Here is a 21,784-nt window from a genome sequence, read left to right on the forward strand (position 1 = left end):
TGCAGCGCCGTTCGCAGGTCACCCATCGCAACACCAAAGTCGATTTTTCCTCCATGTCCGGAACAACTCACACCACGGAAACACAGGTCGACTCACGCCGAACATCCGGCCACGTTTATCCGATCGCAGTGATCGAACTGGGCACATCCGCCATTCGCATGGCAATCGGGGAAACGGACGGCGTGTCCGGCGTGCGAATTCTGGAACAGCTGGTTCGTGGCGTGAGTCTCGGAAAAGACACCTTTACGAAGCGGGAAATCAAGCGAGACACGCTGAGTCAATGTGTTGCCGTTTTGAAAAGCTATCGTCGCAAGCTGGAAGAATACAACTGCACTGACGTTCGCCACATTCGCATCGTAGCAACCAGCGCTGTGCGCGAAGCGTCCAATCGGTTGTCTTTTTTGGATCGCATCTACACGTCAACTGGATTTGCCGTTGAACCGATCGACGATGCCGAAATAGCTCGGTTGACGTATCTCGGGATTCGGCCATTGCTGGAACGAGAACCCGAACTTCGCGACGCGATGACGCTACTGATGGAAGTCGGCGGCGGTAACACAGAAGTGCTGTTGCTGCGCGGCAAGAATATTCTGCATTCACAATCCTACCGCCTTGGTTCGCTGCGACTGCAGCAGATGATTAAGCAGTATCACGCCGCTCGTGACCAGGCCGTCAATATCATGAACGGTCAGATCGATCGCACGCTGGAACTGCTGAAAGACGTGGTGCCTCAACACGGTAACATCGAACTGCTGTCGCTGGGCAGTGACGTTCGTTTTGCCGCCAAGTCGCTGCAGCTTGAAATTCCGGACTCAGACATCGTGCGAGTGCCGCTATCGAAACTGCATCGATTTACGTCGTCCATTGCCAATATGAGTGCTGACCAGATCATGCGCAAGCACCATCTGGAGTTGTCGCAGGCGGAAACGCTGGTGCCCAGCCTTCTGGCGAACGTGCGTATGGGGCAAATGCTTGGAGCCGATCACCTGTTGGTCACCGGCTTCAATTTGCGAGACGCAATTCTGCAGGGGATGGTGCAACAAACTGATTGGTCAGAAGATTTTCGTGATCAGATTTTTCGATCGGCTGAAGAACTGGCTCGCAAATTCCAGGTCGACCTCAACCACAGTCAGCACGTCGCGTCGCTGGCATGCCAGATTTTTCGAGCTCTGCGGTCTGAACACCAGTTGGATATTCGGTGCGAAACAATTCTGCATGTGGGCGCACTGCTGCATGAAGCAGGACTGTTCATTCGCACGTCCGGCTACCACAAACACAGTTATTATCTGATCAGCAACAGCGAGATCTTCGGGCTCAGTTCTGCCGACCACAGACTAGCGGCGTTGGTGGCTCGCTATCACCGTCGAGCCGCTCCGAAACCAAGTCACGAAGTGTTTGCAGATCTGGATCGAGATAGCCGCGTGATTTTGTCTCGCCTGGCCGGAATTTTACGAGTGGCCATTGCACTCTCGCAGTCTCGCAGCCAGCGAATTCGTACGCTGGAATGTTCCGTCGAAAAGAACTGCCTCGTCATTCGACCACTTGGTCGCGCTGGCGATCTTTCGATGGAACAACTTGAACTGCGACAAAATGCCGGCCTGTTTCAGGATGTCTTCGGACTGGGCGTCCTGCTACGGGAAAGCGGCACCTGACAGCCGGATTCATGAAACTAAAAACTGACATCTCATATCCGCCCACATCCCCGTGGTAAATCGCTTCAAATGAAAGTCAAACCCGAACTTTTTGTAAACCGTGAACTCAGCTGGTTGGAATTCAATCAGCGAGTCATGGATGAAGCGGCCGACACAACTGTGCCGCTGCTGGAGCGGCTTCGTTTTCTGGCGATTACCGCTTCCAATCTGGACGAATTCTTCATGGTGCGCGTCGGCAGCCTGCGAACCGCGATTCGTCGTGGCGACCCCGGCGTCGATCCCAGCGGCCTGAATGCCAACGAACAGCTTCAGGCTGTGTCGGAACGCATTCACCGAATGGTTGAAGACATGTACCGGATTTATCTGGAACAGGTCGAACCTGAACTCACGCGAATCGGCATCAAGCGGCGGCATGTGACCGAATTCACTCAACAGCAGTCGGACTTTGTTGAGCAACTCTTCGAAGAACAGATTTCGGCAATTCTGACGCCGATCGCAATCCACAATCCGGACAGCTTTCCTTTGCTGATGGGCCGAACGATAAACGTGGCCGTTCAGCTCGCACCGGCTGCAAATGAAGAAGCTTTTCGTTTTGCCGTCATTCCGTTCGGTCAGTCCGATCTGCGCTTTCTGACGTTGCCCAGCGATGGAACGCACGAATTTGTTCTTGGCGAAGATGTCATTGCGCTGCTGGTGCAACGTTTCTTTCCTGGTGAACAAATTGTTTCGACAGTCCCATTCCGCATCACTCGTAATGCTGACCTCAGCGTGCGTGAAGAAGACGGCACCGACCTGCTGGCCGAAATGGAAGACGTTCTGGAAGAACGCAAAGACAGCTTCTGCGTGAGACTGGAAATTTCAGATCAGGTCACCATGCCGATGCTGACGTTTTTGAAGAAGCTGTTAAAGGTTCGCAGTCGAGACGTATACGTGCTGCCGGGACCGGCCGGGTTTGGCGACCTCATGCGGCTGGCTGATCTGCCGGGTGGTGAACAATACGTGTATCCACGGTGGAAGCCGCGTACACCAGTCGGCATCGATCCGGGGCAATCGATGTTTGAAGCGATCAGTCAGGGCGATAAGTTGCTGTATCATCCTTACCAGTCGTTCGATCCCGTCATCCGTCTGATTGAAGAAGCAGCCGCCGATCCCGACGTGGTAGCAATTAAGCAGACTCTGTACCGCACCAGTCGCAACAGTCCGATCGTGGCCGCCTTAAAGCGAGCCGCCGAACACGGCAAGAACGTGACTGTGATTGTCGAACTGAAGGCTCGGTTCGACGAAGCTCGCAACATTGAATGGGCCAAGCAACTGGAACTGGCCGGCGTTCAGGTCATCTACGGTGTGCGCGGCCTGAAGACTCATGCGAAAGCCTGCGTTGTCGTGCGTCGCGAGCCTCAGGGGTTTCGACGCTACTGCCACTTTGGAACCGGTAATTACAACGAAGCAACGGCCGGTCTGTACACCGACGTAAGCTATTTTACGGCCAATGAAGAACTGGGGCAGGATGTGATTTCGTGGTTCAATGCGACCACCGGTTTTTCACAGTTGCAGCAGTTTCAGCAAATCGATTCCGCTCCAATAGGTCTGCGTGAACGATTGTTGGAACTGATCGAATTCGAAACCAGCCGAGCCCGCAACAACCTCGAAGCGGAAATCAACGCGAAGTTTAATTCCCTGGTCGACCCTGGAATCATCAAGGCTCTTTACACCGCATCGAAGGCGGGCGTGAAGATCCGGTTGAACGTACGAGGCATCTGTTGCCTGCGGCCTGGCGTGGCGGGGTTGAGCGAGAACATTGAAGTGATCAGTATCATCGACCGCTTTCTGGAACACGCCCGCGTCTTCCATTTCCTGCACGGCGGCGACGATCAGGTCCTGATTTCCAGTGCCGACATCATGCCACGAAATCTGGATCGTCGAGTCGAACTGCTGGTCCCGATTCTAGACGACGACTGCAAACAGATTGCCATTGAGCTTCTGGAAAATTGCATGCGAGACACCGTGAAAGCTCGCCGCATTCTCCCCGACGGAAGCTACGAAAAACCGTCGCCCGACCCGGACACAGCCTATCGCAGCCAACAGGAATCACAACGCCTTGCAATCGAAGCCGAAGAAAGCGCTTTCGAAGCCAAACGAAGAATGTTCGTTCCGCTGGAACCGAATTAGCGATTTGCCCATGAGGACAACAGGATCGAGTCAGAGAAGTCAGCAATGTCTGCGAGGTGCCGCGTACAAAGTGCTGGTCGCTTTTTGCAGCGCCGCGGCTTTGGGGGTTCAGGTCGGGTGTCAACAAACCAGCGAGGATCCATCGCAGCGTTCCAAAGCTGTCCCGCTGTTTCGGGAAGTAGCTGCGAGCAGAGGGATCGACTGGATCCATAATGCTGGCCCTCACGACGATTTCCCTATGCCTCAGATAATGGGCAGCGGCTGTGCCCTGTTTGATGCCAATGGGGACGGCCTGCTGGATGTACTGCTGGTGCCGGGGCACTGTCCGCCAGAGTCGCTGCAGGAGGAGAACTCACAAGTTCGGACTGCTGTCCCTCTGTTCCTGCAATCCCAGGATGGAATGTTCGTGGAACACACCGGCCAATCCGGGATGGTGATTCGTGGTTTCGGCATGGGGGCCACCACTGGCGATATCGACAACGATGGAGATGTCGATGTATTGCTTACGACTTCGACCGGCCCACTCTTGTTCACCAACAACGGCGATGCGACTTTCGAGGATGTTACAGGTGCAGCGGGAATCGAATCTTCCCGCTGGAGTGCGGCGGCCGCCTTTACCGACTACGATCGCGATGGGTGGCTTGATCTTCTGGTCGTCAACTATGTTGACTATTTCCCAGGAAGCATCTGCGAGGACGGTGTGGGCAATCGAGATTACTGTGGCCCGTTATCGTTCACCGGGACGACGGACCGGCTGTACCGCAATCTAGGCGCGGATGGTAGTCCCGGTGCGTTTCATGATGCGACGATCCCGTCCGGGATTGTCACGGCTGTTGGCAAAGGGCTGGGTCTTATCTGTTCTGACTTAACTGGTGACGGGCGAATCGACTTCTATGTTGCCAACGACATGGAACCTAATCGGCTTTGGGTTCAGCAGGAGAACCTGACATTCGTAGATGAAGCACCAATCCGTGGCTGCGCAACAGATATTCATGGGCGTGCGCAGGCCAGCATGGGATGTGTGTGGACAGATCTGGACTCAGACGGGCGGAACGATATCTTGCTGACTCATTTGCGAGGAGAAAACAACACGGTTTATCGACAGGTCGCTCCAGGATTATTTGCCGATCAAACCGGGACCACTGGTTTAGGTGCCGCTTCACTTGATTTCACGGGCTTTGGCGTTGCGACTCCCGACCTTGATTGTGACGGCTTCCTCGATGTGGTGATAGCCAACGGTCGCGTCAAGCGAGCTCCATTGTTGAATCCAGTTCCGGCGTCTTCTCATTGGGCTGAATACGCTGAGCGAAATCAGATCTTTTTTGGGAGTAACGATGGTCTCTTCCAGCAAACATTGCCCCGCGACGAGCCGTTTACGAAAGATGCGCGAATTTCCCGGGGGCTGGCTACCGGCGACATCGACAATGACGGTGACATTGATGTGCTGGTCGTTAATACGAATGGGCCATGTGAGATTTTTGAGAATATCGTGCCGAAGGCTGGTCACTGGTTGATGGTCCGAGCCATGGACGGTCGGAAGAAGCGAGACGCTGTGGGAGCAATGCTGACGTTAGTATGCAAGTCGGCCACCTGGCGGCGTGAAGTGCAGCCCAATTCCGGTTACCAATCCAGTCATGACGCCCGCGTTCACTTTGGCACTGGCGAGGAAACTGAATTCGAATATGTCGAGGTGGAATGGCCGGACGGGGCCTGCGAAATCGAAAGGTTTGAAGGCGGACCGCTGGACCGTCACATTCTCTTAATTCGTGGCAACGGCAGTCGAGGACCGGGTGGATGAAAGCTGACCGGCCGGGTTCAACAAACGCAACGGCAACAGGAACGCATCGCGGCAGACGTTGGGCATGGTTTGCCGTACTAACAGTCGCTGTTTGCGCGGCAGGTGTGCTGTGCTGGCCGGACTCTGTTGATGTACCTCAAGTCGTGTTACCACACATGCACCCGGCTGTAGCTGAGCAGCTGGCTCGACAGCGTTCTCGCGTACTTGCCCACGCTGAATCTGGTGAGGCATGGGGGGCATACGGAATGCTCTTGCATCAGCACCAACGTCTTCGCGAAGCACTGGTCTGTTTTCGCCAGGCAGCAATGCTGCAGCCGACCTCTGCAAAGTGGCCGTACTATTCCGCCGTGATTCTGGAACAGACCAATCCAGATGAAGCCCTGGCGCACTATCGAGATGCGATTCAGCGCGAACCAGACTGCGTTGTGTGCCTGTTGCGCGCGGCGGAATTGCTGCTGACAAAAGGAGCCACGGAGCAGGCGGAAGAACTGCTCAATAGAGTTTCCGCACAGCCAGTGCCATCAGCGAGGGGCGTTCTCTTGAGAACGCGGTTGGCTCGCGTCAATCGGAATACAACTCAGGCCGAGGCCCTGCTGGAGCACGCTCGCCGGCAGGACATTTGTTCGAGTGAATTGCTGGTGGAAGCCGCCCGGGTTCAGCTTTTGGCTGGCAACCATGCGGCCGCTCAGCAACTGCAAAACCAGGCGACAAAATTTCCAACAATAAAACTGATTGACAGCGATCCGTGGCTGAATGCCCTGGTGGAATTCGATGCAACCGGTGCGATGTCATCGGTCCAGGCAGATAGCATGCGTGAAAGCGGGCAGCTTAGGGAGGCGGCAGACCTGTTCGCGCGACTTGCAAGACAGTTCCCTGATCGCTCGCGGCCCGGCCTGAATCTCGCTCTCACGCTTGTAGAAGCCGGTAGCCTGGCACGCGCCGTCGAGCAACTGACCGTATTGAGCCAGCGTTTTCCTGATGACCCGCTGATCCACTTTCATCTTGGCTTTGCCCTGCTACAGACCGGAAACATCAATGCCGCAGAACTTGCAATGCTGGAAGCTGTCCGGCTGAAAGATGATTTTGGCACGGCCTGGGCAGCACTCGCTGACATCTATGGCCGCACGGATCGAAGTGACGCTGCGTTAGACGCTTTTGAGGCTGCCATCAATGCTAACCCGGAAGACGCTCATATCCATATATCCTTCGCACAATTCCTTATTCAGGCGGAGCAATACGGAAGGGCACGAGAAATCCTGACCGTCACAAAGTATCTTGTGGCAGACGATCAACAGCGGATGTCGCAGTGGAGCCAGTTGGATGACCTGTTGAACCGCGGTCAGGCTCCAGAGTAACCCAGTCTTGCTATTCGCATTGAGCCGTTTAGAAATTTGCCTATCGGCAGTTCCGTTTTATCGGCGGTCGGGAGTCTTGCTTTGGGAAGTCGACGCAATCTTTCAATCCTCGTAGTTATGGGGCTGGTTGTTGCCTCACTGGTTGTCGGTGAAATTCGGCGACTCAGGCACCAGCACGATGCGAGTCGCAACGAACGAATCGTAAGCGATGCACCAGATTATGAGTGTGCCAAAGACCGCGCCGTCCGGGAGCCGCTCTTGACCTCCAGCGGAGATTGCTTCCGAGATATCACAGCAGAAGCAGGCCTTGATTTTCAGCATTGCGTCGGCCCACTTGGAACGTATTTTATGCCGGAATCAACGGGAGCCGGCGTAGCCCTGCTGGACATCGACAACGACAGCCTTCTGGATTTGTATTTCATTAATAGTGGGCCATCTCCCGGCGTTCATCGCTCACTGCCGGTCAGCCTTCCAACATGCAATCGAATGTTTCGGCAAACAGCAACCGCTACATTCGAAGACGTTACTGCAAAATCCGGGTTGGGCGACACTGGATACGGTGGAGGAGTTGCGGTTGGCGACGTCGATAACGATGGCCGTCCGGATATCTACGTGACTAACTATGGGCAGGATTGCCTGTTTAAAAACAATGGTGACGGAACCTTCGTGGATATCGCGACGATGAGCGGCATTATCGAACAGGAATGGGGCACCTGCGCCGCGATGTTTGACTACGACCGCGATGGCTGGCTGGATATCTTCGTTGTGAACTACACGGCTGATCCGGAACATCACCATTCTGTCTCATGTGGTTTTCAGCATGGCATGGTCAGCTACTGCGGACCTCACAAATTTACACCCACTGTTGATCGCATCTACCACAATGAAGGACTGTCATCGAATACCCAATCTGTCAACTTTCGAGACGTCACGGACGACGCCGGTCTAGGTGCAGTGACAACTTTTGGGTTTGGTGTGATCTGCGCAGATCTTACAGGGGATCACTGGCCTGACATTTTTGTGGCGAATGACGGTGATGCAAATCGACTTTGGGTTAACGGAGGTGACGGAAAATTCACTGAGGAGGCGACGCTTCGAGGCGTTGCCTACAACAAGCACGGGATGCCGGAAGGTGGTATGGGAGTCGCACTTGGCGATGTCAACGGAGACCTGCATCCGGATCTGGCCGTGTCTCACCTTTCTGGTGAAACGACCACGATCTACGAAGGCAATCAAAGCGGTCTGTACATGGACGCGACTGAGAATTCGGGGGTTGATACGGCATCCAGGCGGCACACCGGCTGGGGAATGGCACTCGCAGACCTAAATTTGAACGGCCGACTGGATATGCCCCTTGTGCATGGATTGGTGATACCGTGCCATTCCGGATTTCCGTTTCATGGTGAGGATCACTTTCAGGTCAGAGACGACGTGATCACCGATGCAGAAGGCTATTGGTCATGGTACGCAGACGACAACATGTTGCTGATGGGACAGGCCGATGGTTCCTACGTAAACTCTCCACGGCAGGGCGGTGATTTCTGTTCCGTGCTGGCTTCGGGGCGGGGGCTCGGTTTGGGAGACATTGATGAGGACGGCGATTTGGATATGGTTGTCACCAACTGCGGCGGACAATCACGCCTTTACCGAAATGATCTGAAGCGGGTGGGAAACTGGCTGATAATCAGAGTTTTGACAGGCAACCCTGGTCGCAATGCTATCGGCGCTGAAGTAGTGGTCAATTCAGCAGGGCGTTCCTGGTCGTCCGCACTTGTTCCCCAAACCAGCTATCTTTGCAGTCACGATCAGCGGGTGCACTTCGGACTGGGGGACGTTGACTCCGTCGACTCAGTAACCGTAGTCTGGCCGGACGGTCCCCCGGAATCCAGTCGAGAAGTGTTTCACGGTTTTTCGACCAATCGCGTCATAACTCTCCGTCGCGGAGAAGGCAGTCCGTACCAGAAAGACATTCCATGATTTTGAATTGGAGCAATGAATTTGGAGCGGCTGGTGTCGCGATCTACGGACTTGTCACGTTGCTTCTGCTGGTAACGCTCGTGCCCGGCACGATTCTGGTCATAGGTGGACTTACCGGCACACCCCGAAGAAAACACAGTGTCGGGTGCTGGTTGTGCTTTTTTTCCGTGTCGAGTCTCTCTTGGTTTCTGCTGGTGTATAGTCTGGCATTTGCGTCCACGTTTGATCCCAATGAACCGAAAGCGGTGGCAGGCGCGCCAATGGGGATGAGCGAAATGATCGAACAGAATGTAAACACCGTGGACCGACGGCATTTAATGGGCCGTGGCGGGTTCATCGGGAATCTGGATTTCGCTTTCTTTCGAACGTTGTCCCCGCAGGGAAACTCAGACCAGCCAATGTTTTCCTCCCGGCGCCCGTTTCACCAAATCCCGCACGCACTGTTTCAGGTATACCAACTCGCCATTTACCTGGCAGCGACTGGCGCGATGGCGGTCGCGTTTCTCACGCGGTGGTCGTGGCTTAGATCTGGAACTGCTGCACTTGCCTGGGGAGCGGTCGTTTATGCACCGCTGGTGCACTGGCTATGGGGTGATGGCTGGCTGAGTATGCAAGGCGCTTTCGATTTCGGGGGCGGGATGTTCTTCCTGATCGTCGGCTGTTCGCTTGCCGCGACATTGAAAGCAGAAACTCCAGCTTATCCATCAGTGACGAATTCACCGCCTGCCAGTGGCGACCAATGCATTCGTGCGGCAGCAATCACTTTGCTACTGGCGGGGGCGACGTTACTGAATACCACGTTCAGCCTGCCAGTGCCAGGCGTGCAGGCAGTCGCGTTGTTTAACGGTGTATCGTCCGTCGCGACCGCGTGTGCAGTATGGTGCGGTTTGTCCAGGCTCACTCAATCGGGGATTTCAAATAACACCGGCATACATGGTGCCATCGCAGGGCTTAGTGTGGCCTGCGGGGCTTCTGGCGTGATCGTCCCAGTCTCCGGCTTGATTGTTGCGTTGGCCGGTGCCTCACTTGGTTTCGGCATTTCAGCGCTTGCGGCCAGGTTGCCGCAGCACAGAGGTGCAATCATTTGCCTTGCCTGCATGGCATCACCGGCGGCGGTTGGGTTGCTCGCCACCGGGATCTTTGGCCATGAGAATTACGGAGTTCGCCACTGGAACGGGGCGACCATTTTCGGGCTTGCGGAGGGGAACATGTCTCAGTTGCCTGCTCAGGTACTAATGGTCGGCGTCGTTGCTGCGTCGGCTTTCGCGGGATCATATGTTACCCGCTTCATCGGACAACGCCTTTCCCGACAATGACATACGACACCACGCGGCGGAGAGAGTTCCTGGCTTGAGCAATTCCGCCGCGCGTCGATTCTCGCTACTGTCCCAGAAGTGCTCTGCCGGGCTCCTTCTTCTGGCTTCCACTACCGCTGCTGGTGAGTTTAATCTCAACGTCGGTAAGTCCTTCTGGCGGAACTGTGATCTCACTCGAATTGATTGCAGCGCCTTGTGCTGCGGCCATCATCGCTGAAGGATCTGTCGATGCTCCATCAGCCTCGCTCCCAAGGCTAATCGTGTAGCTGCCTGGAATAATTCCATCGCCCGTGACATATGTTGTCGCGGAAAATGATCCATCCGACTCCGTTTTCGCATAAGCGGTCCTGGCTCCTCCATCGGCGGCTTTAGGGACGAAGCTAATGGACGCATTGCCGCGAGGCTGACCGTCAACCAGAACTGTTCCGGTTAATGTCACCGTCTTTTCCTTCATGCCATCATCTCCGCCACCACAACCGATGACGGAAGTCGCTAGCAAAGTCGAAGCAATTAACACAGTCCGATAATACAACACGAAAGGCACTCCAGTCTGAAAGTTAAATAACCAGTTTGCGTCCGTACAATGCCCAAAACCTTGCCTAAGCGTCGAACGACACCGCTCGGGATTTTCCCGTTCGCCACATCAAAGCAGATGATTCAACAGGAACAGGTGACGCGAAAGCAACCGCAGACGGTGGCTGATTGTACGCACGCAACCGGTGTGCGTACTGCACACCGGTTGCTGATGAGGGAACTATGAACACTTCACTGACGTAGAATCAGAAGTCGCCTGGAATTGGCTGGCCTGCTTCTGTTCCGCCGTTGAAAGTGTGCAAGGCAAACCACAGAGACGGTTGCTGTGCTCCCTGAATATTCTCGCTGATAAACCGCACCGCACCATCACCCAGCAGGAATTGACCTCCACCGGTGTGGACGGCGCTTGCTCCCGGCCAGTTGTTGTTAATGCCGAAACATGCAAGGTAGGTCGGAGGGTGAGCGTACGGCGACGCTTTCCACCAGTAGCTTGCAGTCTGGCCATCGGGGCGGACCCAGGCACGTGTCTGCACCTGGCCGATTCCTCGTAGAGCTGCCGAGTCCATTACGTCACCATTGCTTCCGGTGTCGATCAGTGCACATCGAAAGACGCTATTCCGCGGCAAGTTGTTACGTCGAACACCGCCGTTTGCTTGATGGCTGGGAGCACCGGGACGTGGCATGAAGCCTGATGTCGAAACTTCCCCAACCATAATTGTGTTGGAAGTGCCGTCCTTGAATTCTGCGATCCGAGTTCCGGGGGTACCATTCTGGAACGGTCCAGACGCCCAGTGCGGACCACGGTAGTGCCAGTCCCAACCCATGTTGCCAGCGTAATTGGTATGGGCGATGTCGTGGGAAATTCCCGTTCCGCCTCCAAAGCCAGGATCAGATGGGCATTGCAACGCGGGAATTGTCTGAGACACGATCGGGTTGCCATTTGGCAGTGTCTGAAATGAGCTGGTCGCTGGGTCGAACATGGGTGCTGAAAAGTTGATCGAATCGTACAGTGACTGTTGCTCGAGATACGGCAGAATCATCGCAATCCATGTGTGATTGCGCGGCTGCGGGTTCGTGTTACCGGCACCTGCGTAGTGGACCATGATCTGAGTCGGCGGGAATCGGCTGTGCACATCGTGATAGTTGTGCAGCGCGAGCCCCAACTGTTTCAGGTTGTTTTTACACTGAGTTCTGCGGGCCGCTTCACGAGCCTGTTGAACGGCGGGGAGCAACAGCGCAATCAGGATCGCGATGATTGCAATAACAACCAGCAACTCGATCAGCGTAAACGCCGGACGTCGAGTTAACTTCAACGCACTTTTCATAATTACAACCTCCAGGAACAGAAAAAAGACACATGCGAAATTGCCGGAACAGGCGTTGCAGCTGTGCAGACGCCGATGAATGTTAGCCGACGTTCTTGACTGCCGCCGAATCCACGCTTAATAAAAGTAACGTTGAACAAATATCGGTGTCAACCGACGGGTTCTCCCCAATTTCCCGAGTGAAACAAATGTCGTAGCACAAATAGCTAACCAGTGGGGGATGTCGGTTTTGGTGCCAATGTGGTACTTGTTGCTTTCTGCTTGGTGGATTTATTATGCCAGTCTTGGGGGAGTGTGACTCGTTGCCTTGGCAGATTTTCGCATGCTCAATCGATTGCCGATTGAATCGATTGTACGCCCCTTAGGGAAGCCTACGCAGCAAACTTCTGCCTTCGTTGAGCAGGTATTCAGACGCCTCCCCGATGTTTAGGACGTCGACCTCAAATACGTCTCCCGTTGGCCATTTCACTTCCAGTTTTACTGGGGGGCCAGTCGCCGGAATTGCAAAGATCAGTTGTGTGTCGTTGCTGGACATGAAACCGTGCGATCCTTGACGCCACTGTGTTTGTTGTCGGTTTTTCTGCTGCAGCGTAGCCTGGGTGGCGACAGCATCGCGTGTGGAGATGACTCCCGCCAGTTTTAGGCTGAAGTACGGCTGAGCCTGCGATTCATTTTTTAGAAGCGTGGCTGGGCGATCCTGGTGCACCACGACAATATCCATCAAGCCGTCACGATTGTAATCGATTGTCGCGACGCCACGTCCCAGCGACCGCTGCTGGAAACAGTCTCCCGCCGACTCTGAAACATCTACGAAATGTGAACCCGCAGCCCCGGCAAAGACCTGAGACGGCATTTTCCACGGGCGGTTTGTATGCGAGTAGTCATCGATGTCACCATTGGTGACGAACAAGTCCGCAACCCCATCCAGATTCCAGTCCGCTGTTTGCACTCCAAAGCCTAGCCAACTCAAACTCGATGCCGTGATTTTCCACGGCGTACTGCTGTCGACATAGGTGCCTGATTCAGACATGAGGTACAGCCGATTGGCCTCTTGGTAAAAATTTGTTACGAAGATGTCGGCAAGGTCATTGTTGTCAAAATCGCCTACAGCAATCCCCATTCCTGCTTCGGTTCGGCCTGCTTCGCTGACCGCGCACCCGAGCGGCATGGCCATATCCGCCAGCTGGAAATAATGATCGTCGTCGCTATCTGCAGAATTCAGAAACAGCTGATTGGCAGTGCCGTCGTTGGCAACGTAGACATCACACCGGCCGTCCCCGTCAAAATCCTGAGTCACCAGGCCCAGTCCGCGGTGAGCGACGGCAGGAGATTGAATGCTGCGTTCGTCAATCACAAAACTTCCAGTGCCACTATTCACCAGAATCTGATCCGGGGCTGCCGGTAACTCAATCGGCATGCAGGTGCTGAAATTACCCTGACCATTCTGACACAGCCGATGCCAGTCACGAACATAGTTGACAACAAACAGGTCGCCATTGCCGTCTCCGTTGAAATCCGCGACGCCAATGCTCGCCGATAGTTCAGTCGAGGATTCCGGCAGCCATGTTCCTGTAAAAGTAGCGTCCCCGTTATTGATCCACAACAGATTCGTTCCGGCGTTCGCCACGAAGATATCTGCATCGCCATCATTGTCGAAATCGCTTACGGTACAGCCCAACCCGTAGGAATTGTCGTCGATTCCAGCTTCTTCGGTCACGTCCTGAAACGTCCCATCGCCACGATTCCGGAATAGCTTGTCGCCACGATCGGACGGAGATAAGCCATCGTTTCCTGGCAGTGATCCTCCTTGAGGAAAAAACAAATCAGGCCAGCCGTCGGCGTCAAAGTCGATGACTCCCACGCCCCCACCAATAGATTCGATAATCAATTTCTTTCCTGTGCCCCCGTTCTCGTATTGAAACTCAAGTCCAGCCGTCAGGGTTTGATCCGCGAATCGAATTGGTAACGGTGCTGACACCGGTGTGTTTGAGTCTGAAGAGCGTGGCTTTGCATCGGCCGCAAATTCTGCCAGCACTTCTCTGACTGAGTCGGTAATTGTCGGCCGACTCGGTGAAGACGAAAGACATTCGAACAAGGCATCCGATTTTGCACCAGCCGCATCTTCGCTAGCAGTAGGGCTGACAAAATACACACTCGCTGCACGTTGCCACTGTTTTGCCTGATGTGTTTGGCCAAGCTTCGCGAGATGACTGGCGACTTGTCGCATTTTTTCTGCCATCAATTGAGGGCTCGGATGTCCTCGCAATACGAGGTAGGCATCGCGTTCCAGTTCGTCAGCCGCTGCAGCGGCTGACGCCGCCAGTCCTGCCGCTGCATTGCTGCCATCTTTCTGGAGAGACAGAGCCAGTTTTTGGTAGGCGCTTGGGTGCAGGCAACCTTGTTTGATGGCTGCAGCCAGAAAATTTACTGCTGGCTTGTACTGGTTCGTATCGCAAAAAACGGCGCCCAACGCATGTAGGGTCTCGACGTCAAAATCGTCCTCTGGGTTCACATCTAAGGTGATGCGTGCGGCTAGGCCTGTATTTCCGAGATCCCGCGCGAGTGTCAACCTTGCAGTTGTGCAGGCGGAGTTCATTTCGCAGTCACGTAACAAGTCGAATGCATCTTCGTACTGACCTTGATCGCGCAGGAACCAGGCTTTTCCCGCCAGGCTAAATGTGTCATCGCTATTGACTCGCAGAAATTCGTCCAGGTATGCAATCGCTGGTTCCGGAGGATGGAGTGCACCACCAGCAAGAACGTCCATCGCCAGTTCCCGCGGTGAGAGCGGTCTACATTGTTCAATATGAGTAATTGCCCATCGCAAGTCGGAAGCTCGACGCTGGACTGCAAATAGCTCAGTGAGCATTTCCAATGGTGCCAAAAACTGCGGCTGCAATTCGACCGCTCGGCGAAGATGAGATTCGGCAGCAACAGCATTGCGTTGATCCAAATAGGCCGAGCCTTCAAAGTAGCGAGCTTTCGCTGCGACGACTGCAGAATCGGGAATTCGCTGCCAGAGTTCGAATGCTGATGGCTGTTTTTGATTCCACTGCAGTTGTCCCAGAAGCAACAGCGCTTCGTCGTGGTTGGAGTCTGATTCGAGCACGTTCTGTACTATCTCGGTGGCAGACTGAATGTCTCCTGCTTCAGCCATCCGTCGTGCTCGATGCACAGCAGCATTTGCGTCGTCAATAGTGACGGGGCGTTGTTGCAGAGCTGTCACGATGAACACCACGCCAGCGGTCATCGCCAGAAGAATCCACCAGCGGGAAATGGTCGGAAGAACTTTGGACATGATTTATTTTTGGTTCTTCGATGTCTTGAAACAGAAGACGCTTCTGTCTGCAGAGTCAAACGGCTGATTTGCGGTGGTCCGGTGGCTTGATGAGCGAAATACTTTACACTGATGTGGAGACGAATTCGCCGTTAGTTGGGAGTCGACGACATGTTTGCAAAAGTTATCTGCCCATTGTTGTGTGTGGCTGTGCTGAATGGTTCGACAATCACTGCGGTCGCGTTGGCTCAAAATGGCGAAGATGTGGCGAAGGGATTGCTGCGGGCGTTGATTGAATCGCAGTTGGAAAAATCGCGGCGGAAAAGCAATCCTCAAAGCGGATCTCTGCGCAACCCGAGTCAGGAACGAGCTCCACGGCCCGAGCAACTTACTAATCAGTCGCAGCAGTTGCGGCCGATTACGGCCAGCTTCGCTCAGGAAAGCGCGACTCTGGTTGCCCTGATGAACACCGCCGCGCGGCGTGATTTCGAAGTGCGGCGTCGGCTGCCGGATGCGGTTAATCTTCAGGCCACCGCCACTGCGCTCAGTCAGCGAGCCGCTCAACAAAATCATCACCGCTCACTGGTGGACGGCTATCGAAACCTGAACGCTGAATGGACGATGTTGTCGCACCAGCTTGAGCAGTGCCGTTCGCTGACGCCGCAGACCAGGGCCACCATGAAGCGGATGGCGAAACTCGATTCGCAATATTGTTCGATTCTGGGCCTGCAGGAACAATTTGACGACAGTCAGCTGACGCGGGAAGCCTACACACTTTCAACTTATCTACGTACTTTGGCCGACGACGTGCGGGATTCGGGGGCTTCCGGAATCCGTCATAGTGTGCTGCGAAATCTGGGGCGCATCAGCCAGGAAGCCGACTTCTTCGCTCAGACCGTCGCGCGCGGCGTGCCTTATTCGCGAGCCGTTACTGAATACCAAAGGCTGTATGCGTCGTGGCAATCGATTGATACTTCTCTTGATAGTATCACGGCTCGCACGGTCACTCGGTCACTGCGACGAATTCGTGATTCGCACCGTACCATTCATGGTTTGTTACGACTGGACATGGGAATCGACCAGGACCTGGTGTTGCACCTCGTTCATGAAATTGACCATGAACTGGGCGACCTGTACAAGTCGATCACGCTGGAACAGTTGATGAGCATTCCGGACGGTGGTGCTTTGCCGAATGCTGCCGATGTAATGCACGGAAATATCCAGAACCTGGATGACCTCGTGCATCGCAACGAATCACCGCAGGCCATCGCGGAAGCCTGGGTGTATGCTGATGAAGCGTGGAAGATGTTTCGCTACTACGTCTCGCAGATTGGTGACGCGGGGACTCAGGCGTCGCTGCGTTCTATTAATGAGTCTATGGCTTCGCTGCGGCAGATGATGGGCGTGAATGTCGAATTCGATCAAAACGCGCTGGTGCAGTCCGCATCGCTGCTGGAGACAAAAGCTGCGGCACTGGCTTCCGCGATCCGACGCTGGCACACGCACCCCGGAAATCATGATCGCCGCTTGGTCAATCAGACAGAAGCCGTCATCGAACAGTGCCATTCACTGGAACAAGCGATCATCAGGGGGCGTAATCCCGATCAGCTTCGTAGCACATGTGATGCAATAATCGTCGCGTGGCAGAAGATCCGCCCGGAACTGAAGAATTGCGACACCGACGAACGGGACGAGATCAATCACATTGCGTCGACCTTCACGCCGGAACTCATTCGGCTTCGCACGATGCTGGGCGAATAGGGTGACACGTATGACCGGTCGCGTTTGCCTGCTTACATTCGCTCAACTGCCAGACTTGTCTCCAGCGGCGGACGCGTCGCCGCTCACCGCGGTCGTTGATGAACTCACGGCTGACAGTGTCGTGTTTGACAACCATTACCTGCAGCACCAGGGACCGTCTGGTGTTGTCAAATCGCTGCAGCTTGCGATGGCACAAGCTGCGAATGCTGGCGGCGTTTCGGCGGGAGCGACCGGCGGTGACGGTTTGCAGACGCCTGCTTCTGTGCCTGGTACAACGCGCTCCGGTTTCGCCGACGCTTGTGCGACGTGTTTCGTGGTGCCGCGGGAAAAAGGCAACGACAGCGGCTTCGATGCGCCCAGTTGGTTGAATCTCACGAAAATGCAAGCTGATTCGACGGACGCAGCGCTAGCAAACGCTGGTGAAATTCTGAGCGTGTTGCAGGACGCTGAGTTCGCATGGTTACATGTTGATGTTGCCGTCACTGAGGACAATCATCATCTGCTGGCTGATGCAGTCAGCGTGATGAAAACTCTGGCGGCGGGGTCTGATGACCTGATCATGATCACCAGTCTGCAAGGTCATTCGCCGGCCGAAGAATTGCCGTTCGAGTCAATCCTGTGGGAAGGATGTGTGCGAACTCCCATGTGGTTGCAGTATCAGACGCTGTCGCACCGTCGCATTCAGTGTTGCACGGGGAGTCACGACATCGGGCACACGGTACAGGACTTTCTGTCGTCCAAGGCGATCGCGACCGAAACCACAATTCCAACCGCCGCTGGGACTCAAAGCCTGTTAAAACTGGCAAAGTCGCCCGGTGTCATTCCCGAACGCGAAATACTGATTCGGACAGATTCAGTCACGGCGATCCGGACCACGAATTTCCTATTCGCTCAATCTGTGAGCGAAGGTGTGCCGGAAACAGCGATGTACGCCAAGCCGGAGGACATTTGGCACGTCAGCGATGTTTCGACGGAATACCTTGCGACGGCGGAAGAGTTTGAAGCAAAGCTGCGAGCGTTGGATGCGGACGGCGGCGGTGCGTGACCATCCAGGACCGACTGTCCAGATCACGTGCGCTCGCCGATCAATTCTACGGCTCCGCGGTCACAAGTCAGCGAGATTCGCATTACTTCGTCCAGCCGTTTCGCTTCAGCCATGCGTGACAACGTTTCGGCCATGATGTGACGGGACGATCTGCCACGGGACGCAGACCGTAACCGTGGCCGCCGGTGTCGTAAACGTGCAACTCTGATGGCACGCTGTTTTCCTTCAACGCCATTGCCAACAGCAGGCTGCCCTGAACTGGAATCCCGTCATCGAAGGCATGCACGATGAACATATTCGGCGAATTTTTTGTGACGTCGATCCCTTCGACTAATTCTGTGTTCTGCTTATTTGACAGATACGCCGGGTAGATCAACATTGCGGCGCTTGGTTCGCACGATTGTTCGTCTGCGTCGTCCACCACTTTGTAATGACGTTTGGTTGCGAGTGCCGTCATTGCCGCTGTGTGCCCGCCGGCTGAGAATCCGAGAATGCCGATCTTGTCCGCATCCAGCTTCCACTCGGCCGCTCGGCTACGCACGATGCTAAGTGTTCGTTGAGCGTCCTGAACCGGTTGTAGCCACTTCGGATCAACGTCGCCGGTGGGGACTCTGTATTTTAGCACGACGGCAGTGACACCAATCGAATTCAACCAATCGGCGACTTCCAGTCCTTCCAGGTCCCATGCCAAAATGCGATAACCGCCGCCCGGACACACAACCACTGCCGCGCCGGTTCGCTTATCTTCCGGCGGCAGAAACACGTGTGCTTCCGGTGAGGAAACGTTGCCAAGACGAATGACTGACCGTCCGGCGACCTTGTGAGCATCGGGCCGTGAAGTGTCTTTTTCTTCACCGACTTCGCGAGCTGGCCCGGGCGGAGTTCCCGGCCACAGCGTGATCACTTCGGACGGTTCGGCAGCGAAGGCGTGAGAGAACATCAGCAGGAAAGGTAGAGTGATTCGCAACATGGTGAGCACTTCCGGTGTGACGTGTTGAATGGCGTTGGATTCTGAGTTTTACCGAACGGTCGGTGGTGATGAAAGCAAGGACATCACAGTCGCTTGAGCATTTTCATCGCTGCATCTTCAAAGATTTGCTGCCATTCAGGAGCGAGCAGGCAGTCGCTGTCTTCCTGAGCTCCGCCGCGATTGTTGAGCTGCTCGGCCGTTGGCGCGTAGTAGATATATCCGTTGGTGTAGCCCGCCACGAAGGTGTGTTCGTGAGGCGACGCCTTCTTGATATTCAAGCCAATCTGCACGACCAACTCTCCAGGTGATGTCACCATGCGGAAGTCGCCAATCCGCAGGCCAACCAATTCGACGTCCACTGTTCGTTTTCCGGCAGCAACGTAGTGAGCCTGGTGCTTTTCCAGAAGCCGCAGATTGGTTTGCAGGCGCGTTAACTGTTCCATGGTGTAAATATTGCGCAGGTATTGCTCCATCGCCGCTCGATTGTTTGCGTCCAGTTTGGTCAGGTCTGAACGGCCGAGCGTTTTTTCGTTGAGGTAGCTGTGGGAATAATATGACGGAAAATCTTCAGCCAGGTTGTACTTCACGATCAGCGGCAGAAACGTTTTCAGGTTTAGTGTGGTCCCACGAAGCGTCCTCAGCAGCCGTTCTTTTTCGTTTTCCATCAGGTTAATACGTTCCGCCAGGTCCGCACGCGGAAGTTCGATGGTTTCGTTGTGCATCACCAGTTGCGTGCTCGGTTTGCATTGGATTTTGCGAACAGCTTTCAGCGTGCTAAGTCCCAGCATGTTGCCCAGCGGTTCTGCATCGCGAGGCATGTTGACTTCCTTGTAGAACGCCGGGTTGATGTCGCCACCGCAGCCCTGTACGAACAACGCGACCGTGCCTTCGTCAAGATTGTCTTCAATTACCGTCGACGAAAATCCTGTGATGTCTGCCGTATTACCGCCGCCAGCGGCGCCCTGAATCGGATGGCAGGCGAAGTTGTACAGCACGGCCAACGTGCGACCATCCTCACGGTTAAGCCGCAACACACCGATCTCCGGATCGATGGGGCCAACCGACGCGACTTCTTCATCGGGCGGCATTGAATACGCATGCCGCACATCAATCTCACGACCGTTCTTGAGTTTCAACCGACGGTTTTCCTGAATCCGGTCTTCGTGCCCATGACCGACTCCGACATGAACGGGAACGATATTCTGAAGCGCCGTCTTGATGGCTGCCACGGTACGTTGATCAACATCAGGAACAACGATGCCGTGACAGTGGCTGGCGTTCGCCATGATGTTGGCGGGGTGAATGCCTAGTTCTTTTTCGACAGCCGCTCGCACGTTTGGAAGATAGTCGTTTTTGATCGGGCCGATTTCACCGATTGCGACGGCGTCTACAGTGACGATTGCTGCAGTCGTTTCTCCTTGCCGTAATACGAGAGCTCGCACATACATTCGGTCATTCGCCGGGCCCGCCGATTCATCCGTGACATCAACTCTAGCCACACCAGCCAGCAAAGGCTCGGCTGGCAGTGGTTCCGCACGGGCGGCAGCATTCAGAGGACCAAGGCCGCAAACAACAAGAAGGACGACTCGCAGGCTGGAGGGATACATAAGTTGGCTCCGGGGAGGGCGTGGCGGGAATATGTGGCCTGCCAGCATAGCGAATGCAATACACACTTTGCAGTTGGCCGTATCATTCGTGGCTGCTTGATTCGAATTTTCATTCTTTGCGACGACGGATTCCAGCTCGCCACAGATCCCTGCGCTGGCAGGCATGGGAACGTTTCTTCTGGTCTGGCCTCATGCTGCTTTCTTTACGTAGCCAACAAACAGATCAGGTGCGTAACTTCGGTCGCGAGACTGCAGTGGGCCAGAACGCGAGGGTCCGCTAACCTATCCATCTGTCCTCACCCCGATCACGATTGACTGACAAAGATGAAGACGAACGAACGACACATCATGGCCGCGCCGGTCACACGACTGGCGAAGGATCTGGAGCAAAAATTCTTTCGTATGGAACGAGCCAACAGTTGGCAGGCGGCGGTCGTTAACGGAGTCATTGCCGGATCGGCCGTTGCATTGGTCGCCTGGCTGATGACGTCGCCGGAAGAAGGCGATCTGTTGTTGTTTGCGTGTTTGGGATCGTCCGCCGCGAGCGTCGTGTTTGCTCCGTTGGCGAAAGCGAACAGCCTGCGCACAATCGTTTCGGCCTACATCATCGCGTCCATTGTATGCGTATTGGTGTATCCGCTACACAAACACCAATGGGTGGGAATGCCGGTTCAGTGCTTTCTGGCAGTCGCATTGCCGATCACTTTGATGCGGCTGATAGACGCAATGCACCCGGCCGCCATCGGTAGCTCGCTGGCGTTTATCATTTATGACCGGCCGCCCCAGGTATTGGGACTGCTATTGCTGGCAATTGTCGGACTACTGACTGTCGTGAAGGTACTGGCCTACATCTATCTTGAGGATCTGACGTTTCGCAAGTTTCCCCGTGAATTTCGGCGAGACTACTACGGTCAGGAGATGCTGGTGACCATCACAGAAGACAGCAAGTCACCACAGCACGCGAACACTTCAGCTGCTGATTCGCTTGAGTGACGTCT

General features: G+C 54.9%; 14 protein-coding genes. 9 read left to right on the forward strand and 5 right to left on the reverse strand.

All coding sequences use genetic code 11. The annotated features are described in order from the left end of the window. Window positions 1-53 precede the first annotated feature (53 nt). The 6 genes from Fuma_RS02265 (at window position 54) to Fuma_RS02290 (ending at window position 10,267) form a co-directional block, all read left to right on the forward strand. Complete coding sequence (locus Fuma_RS02265; protein WP_077022700.1) at window positions 54-1,652, forward strand: Ppx/GppA phosphatase family protein; 1,599 nt, start codon at window positions 54-56, stop codon at window positions 1,650-1,652. A 69-nt stretch (window positions 1,653-1,721) separates the two neighbouring features. Then, a complete protein-coding gene (gene ppk1 / locus Fuma_RS02270) occupies window positions 1,722-3,821 on the forward strand; it encodes a polyphosphate kinase 1 (protein WP_077022701.1) in 2,100 nt (699 codons plus the stop codon). Between the two features lie 238 nt (window positions 3,822-4,059). Next, on the forward strand, window positions 4,060-5,619 hold the full coding sequence (locus Fuma_RS02275; protein WP_158520828.1) for a CRTAC1 family protein: 1,560 nt from the start codon (window positions 4,060-4,062) through the stop codon (window positions 5,617-5,619). Window positions 5,620-5,864: 245 nt separating this feature from the next. Further along, on the forward strand, window positions 5,865-6,974 hold the full coding sequence (locus Fuma_RS02280; RefSeq protein WP_077022703.1) for a tetratricopeptide repeat protein: 1,110 nt from the start codon (window positions 5,865-5,867) through the stop codon (window positions 6,972-6,974). Between the two features lie 348 nt (window positions 6,975-7,322). Next, window positions 7,323-8,951, forward strand: coding sequence for a CRTAC1 family protein (locus Fuma_RS02285; RefSeq protein WP_158520829.1), 1,629 nt, complete (start codon window positions 7,323-7,325; stop codon window positions 8,949-8,951). Beyond that, window positions 8,948-10,267 carry an ammonium transporter gene (locus Fuma_RS02290; protein WP_077022705.1) on the forward strand — a complete coding sequence of 440 codons (1,320 nt, stop codon included), beginning with the start codon at window positions 8,948-8,950 and terminating at the stop codon, window positions 10,265-10,267. Before Fuma_RS02285 ends, Fuma_RS02290 begins: the two co-directional genes overlap by 4 nt. 64 nt (window positions 10,268-10,331) lie before the next feature. On the opposite strand, the gene Fuma_RS02295 is transcribed toward Fuma_RS02290, so the two are convergent. The 3 genes from Fuma_RS02295 to Fuma_RS02305 all read right to left on the reverse strand — a co-directional run bounded on the left by Fuma_RS02295 (window position 10,332) and on the right by Fuma_RS02305 (window position 15,424). After that, a complete protein-coding gene (locus Fuma_RS02295) occupies window positions 10,332-10,721 on the reverse strand; it encodes a hypothetical protein (protein WP_145943922.1) in 390 nt (129 codons plus the stop codon). A 325-nt stretch (window positions 10,722-11,046) separates the two neighbouring features. Beyond that, window positions 11,047-12,126, reverse strand: a complete 1,080-nt coding sequence (locus Fuma_RS02300) for a DUF1559 domain-containing protein (protein WP_077022707.1) — start codon at window positions 12,124-12,126, stop codon at window positions 11,047-11,049. A 361-nt stretch (window positions 12,127-12,487) separates the two neighbouring features. Further along, complete coding sequence (locus Fuma_RS02305) at window positions 12,488-15,424, reverse strand: FG-GAP-like repeat-containing protein (RefSeq protein ID WP_077022708.1); 2,937 nt, start codon at window positions 15,422-15,424, stop codon at window positions 12,488-12,490. A gap of 150 nt (window positions 15,425-15,574) precedes the next feature. On the opposite strand from Fuma_RS02305, the gene Fuma_RS02310 reads away from it, so the two are divergent. Beyond that, window positions 15,575-17,164 (forward strand): hypothetical protein, encoded by a 1,590-nt coding sequence (locus Fuma_RS02310; RefSeq protein WP_077022709.1) that lies wholly within the window; start codon window positions 15,575-15,577, stop codon window positions 17,162-17,164. A gap of 10 nt (window positions 17,165-17,174) precedes the next feature. Continuing rightward, complete coding sequence (locus Fuma_RS02315) at window positions 17,175-18,209, forward strand: hypothetical protein (RefSeq protein ID WP_077022710.1); 1,035 nt, start codon at window positions 17,175-17,177, stop codon at window positions 18,207-18,209. Window positions 18,210-18,291: 82 nt separating this feature from the next. Here the strand turns inward: Fuma_RS02315 and Fuma_RS02320 are convergent, their stop codons facing one another. Further along, window positions 18,292-19,179, reverse strand: a complete 888-nt coding sequence (locus Fuma_RS02320) for an alpha/beta hydrolase (RefSeq protein ID WP_077022711.1) — start codon at window positions 19,177-19,179, stop codon at window positions 18,292-18,294. Between the two features lie 83 nt (window positions 19,180-19,262). After that, on the reverse strand, window positions 19,263-20,786 hold the full coding sequence (locus Fuma_RS02325) for a hypothetical protein (RefSeq protein WP_218922374.1): 1,524 nt from the start codon (window positions 20,784-20,786) through the stop codon (window positions 19,263-19,265). A 324-nt stretch (window positions 20,787-21,110) separates the two neighbouring features. Between Fuma_RS02325 and Fuma_RS02330 the strand changes: the two genes are divergently transcribed. After that, complete coding sequence (locus Fuma_RS02330; RefSeq protein WP_077022712.1) at window positions 21,111-21,779, forward strand: HPP family protein; 669 nt, start codon at window positions 21,111-21,113, stop codon at window positions 21,777-21,779. Window positions 21,780-21,784 lie beyond the last annotated feature (5 nt).

The organism is Fuerstiella marisgermanici, assembly GCF_001983935.1.
Classification (GTDB): Bacteria; Planctomycetota; Planctomycetia; order Planctomycetales; family Planctomycetaceae; genus Fuerstiella; species Fuerstiella marisgermanici.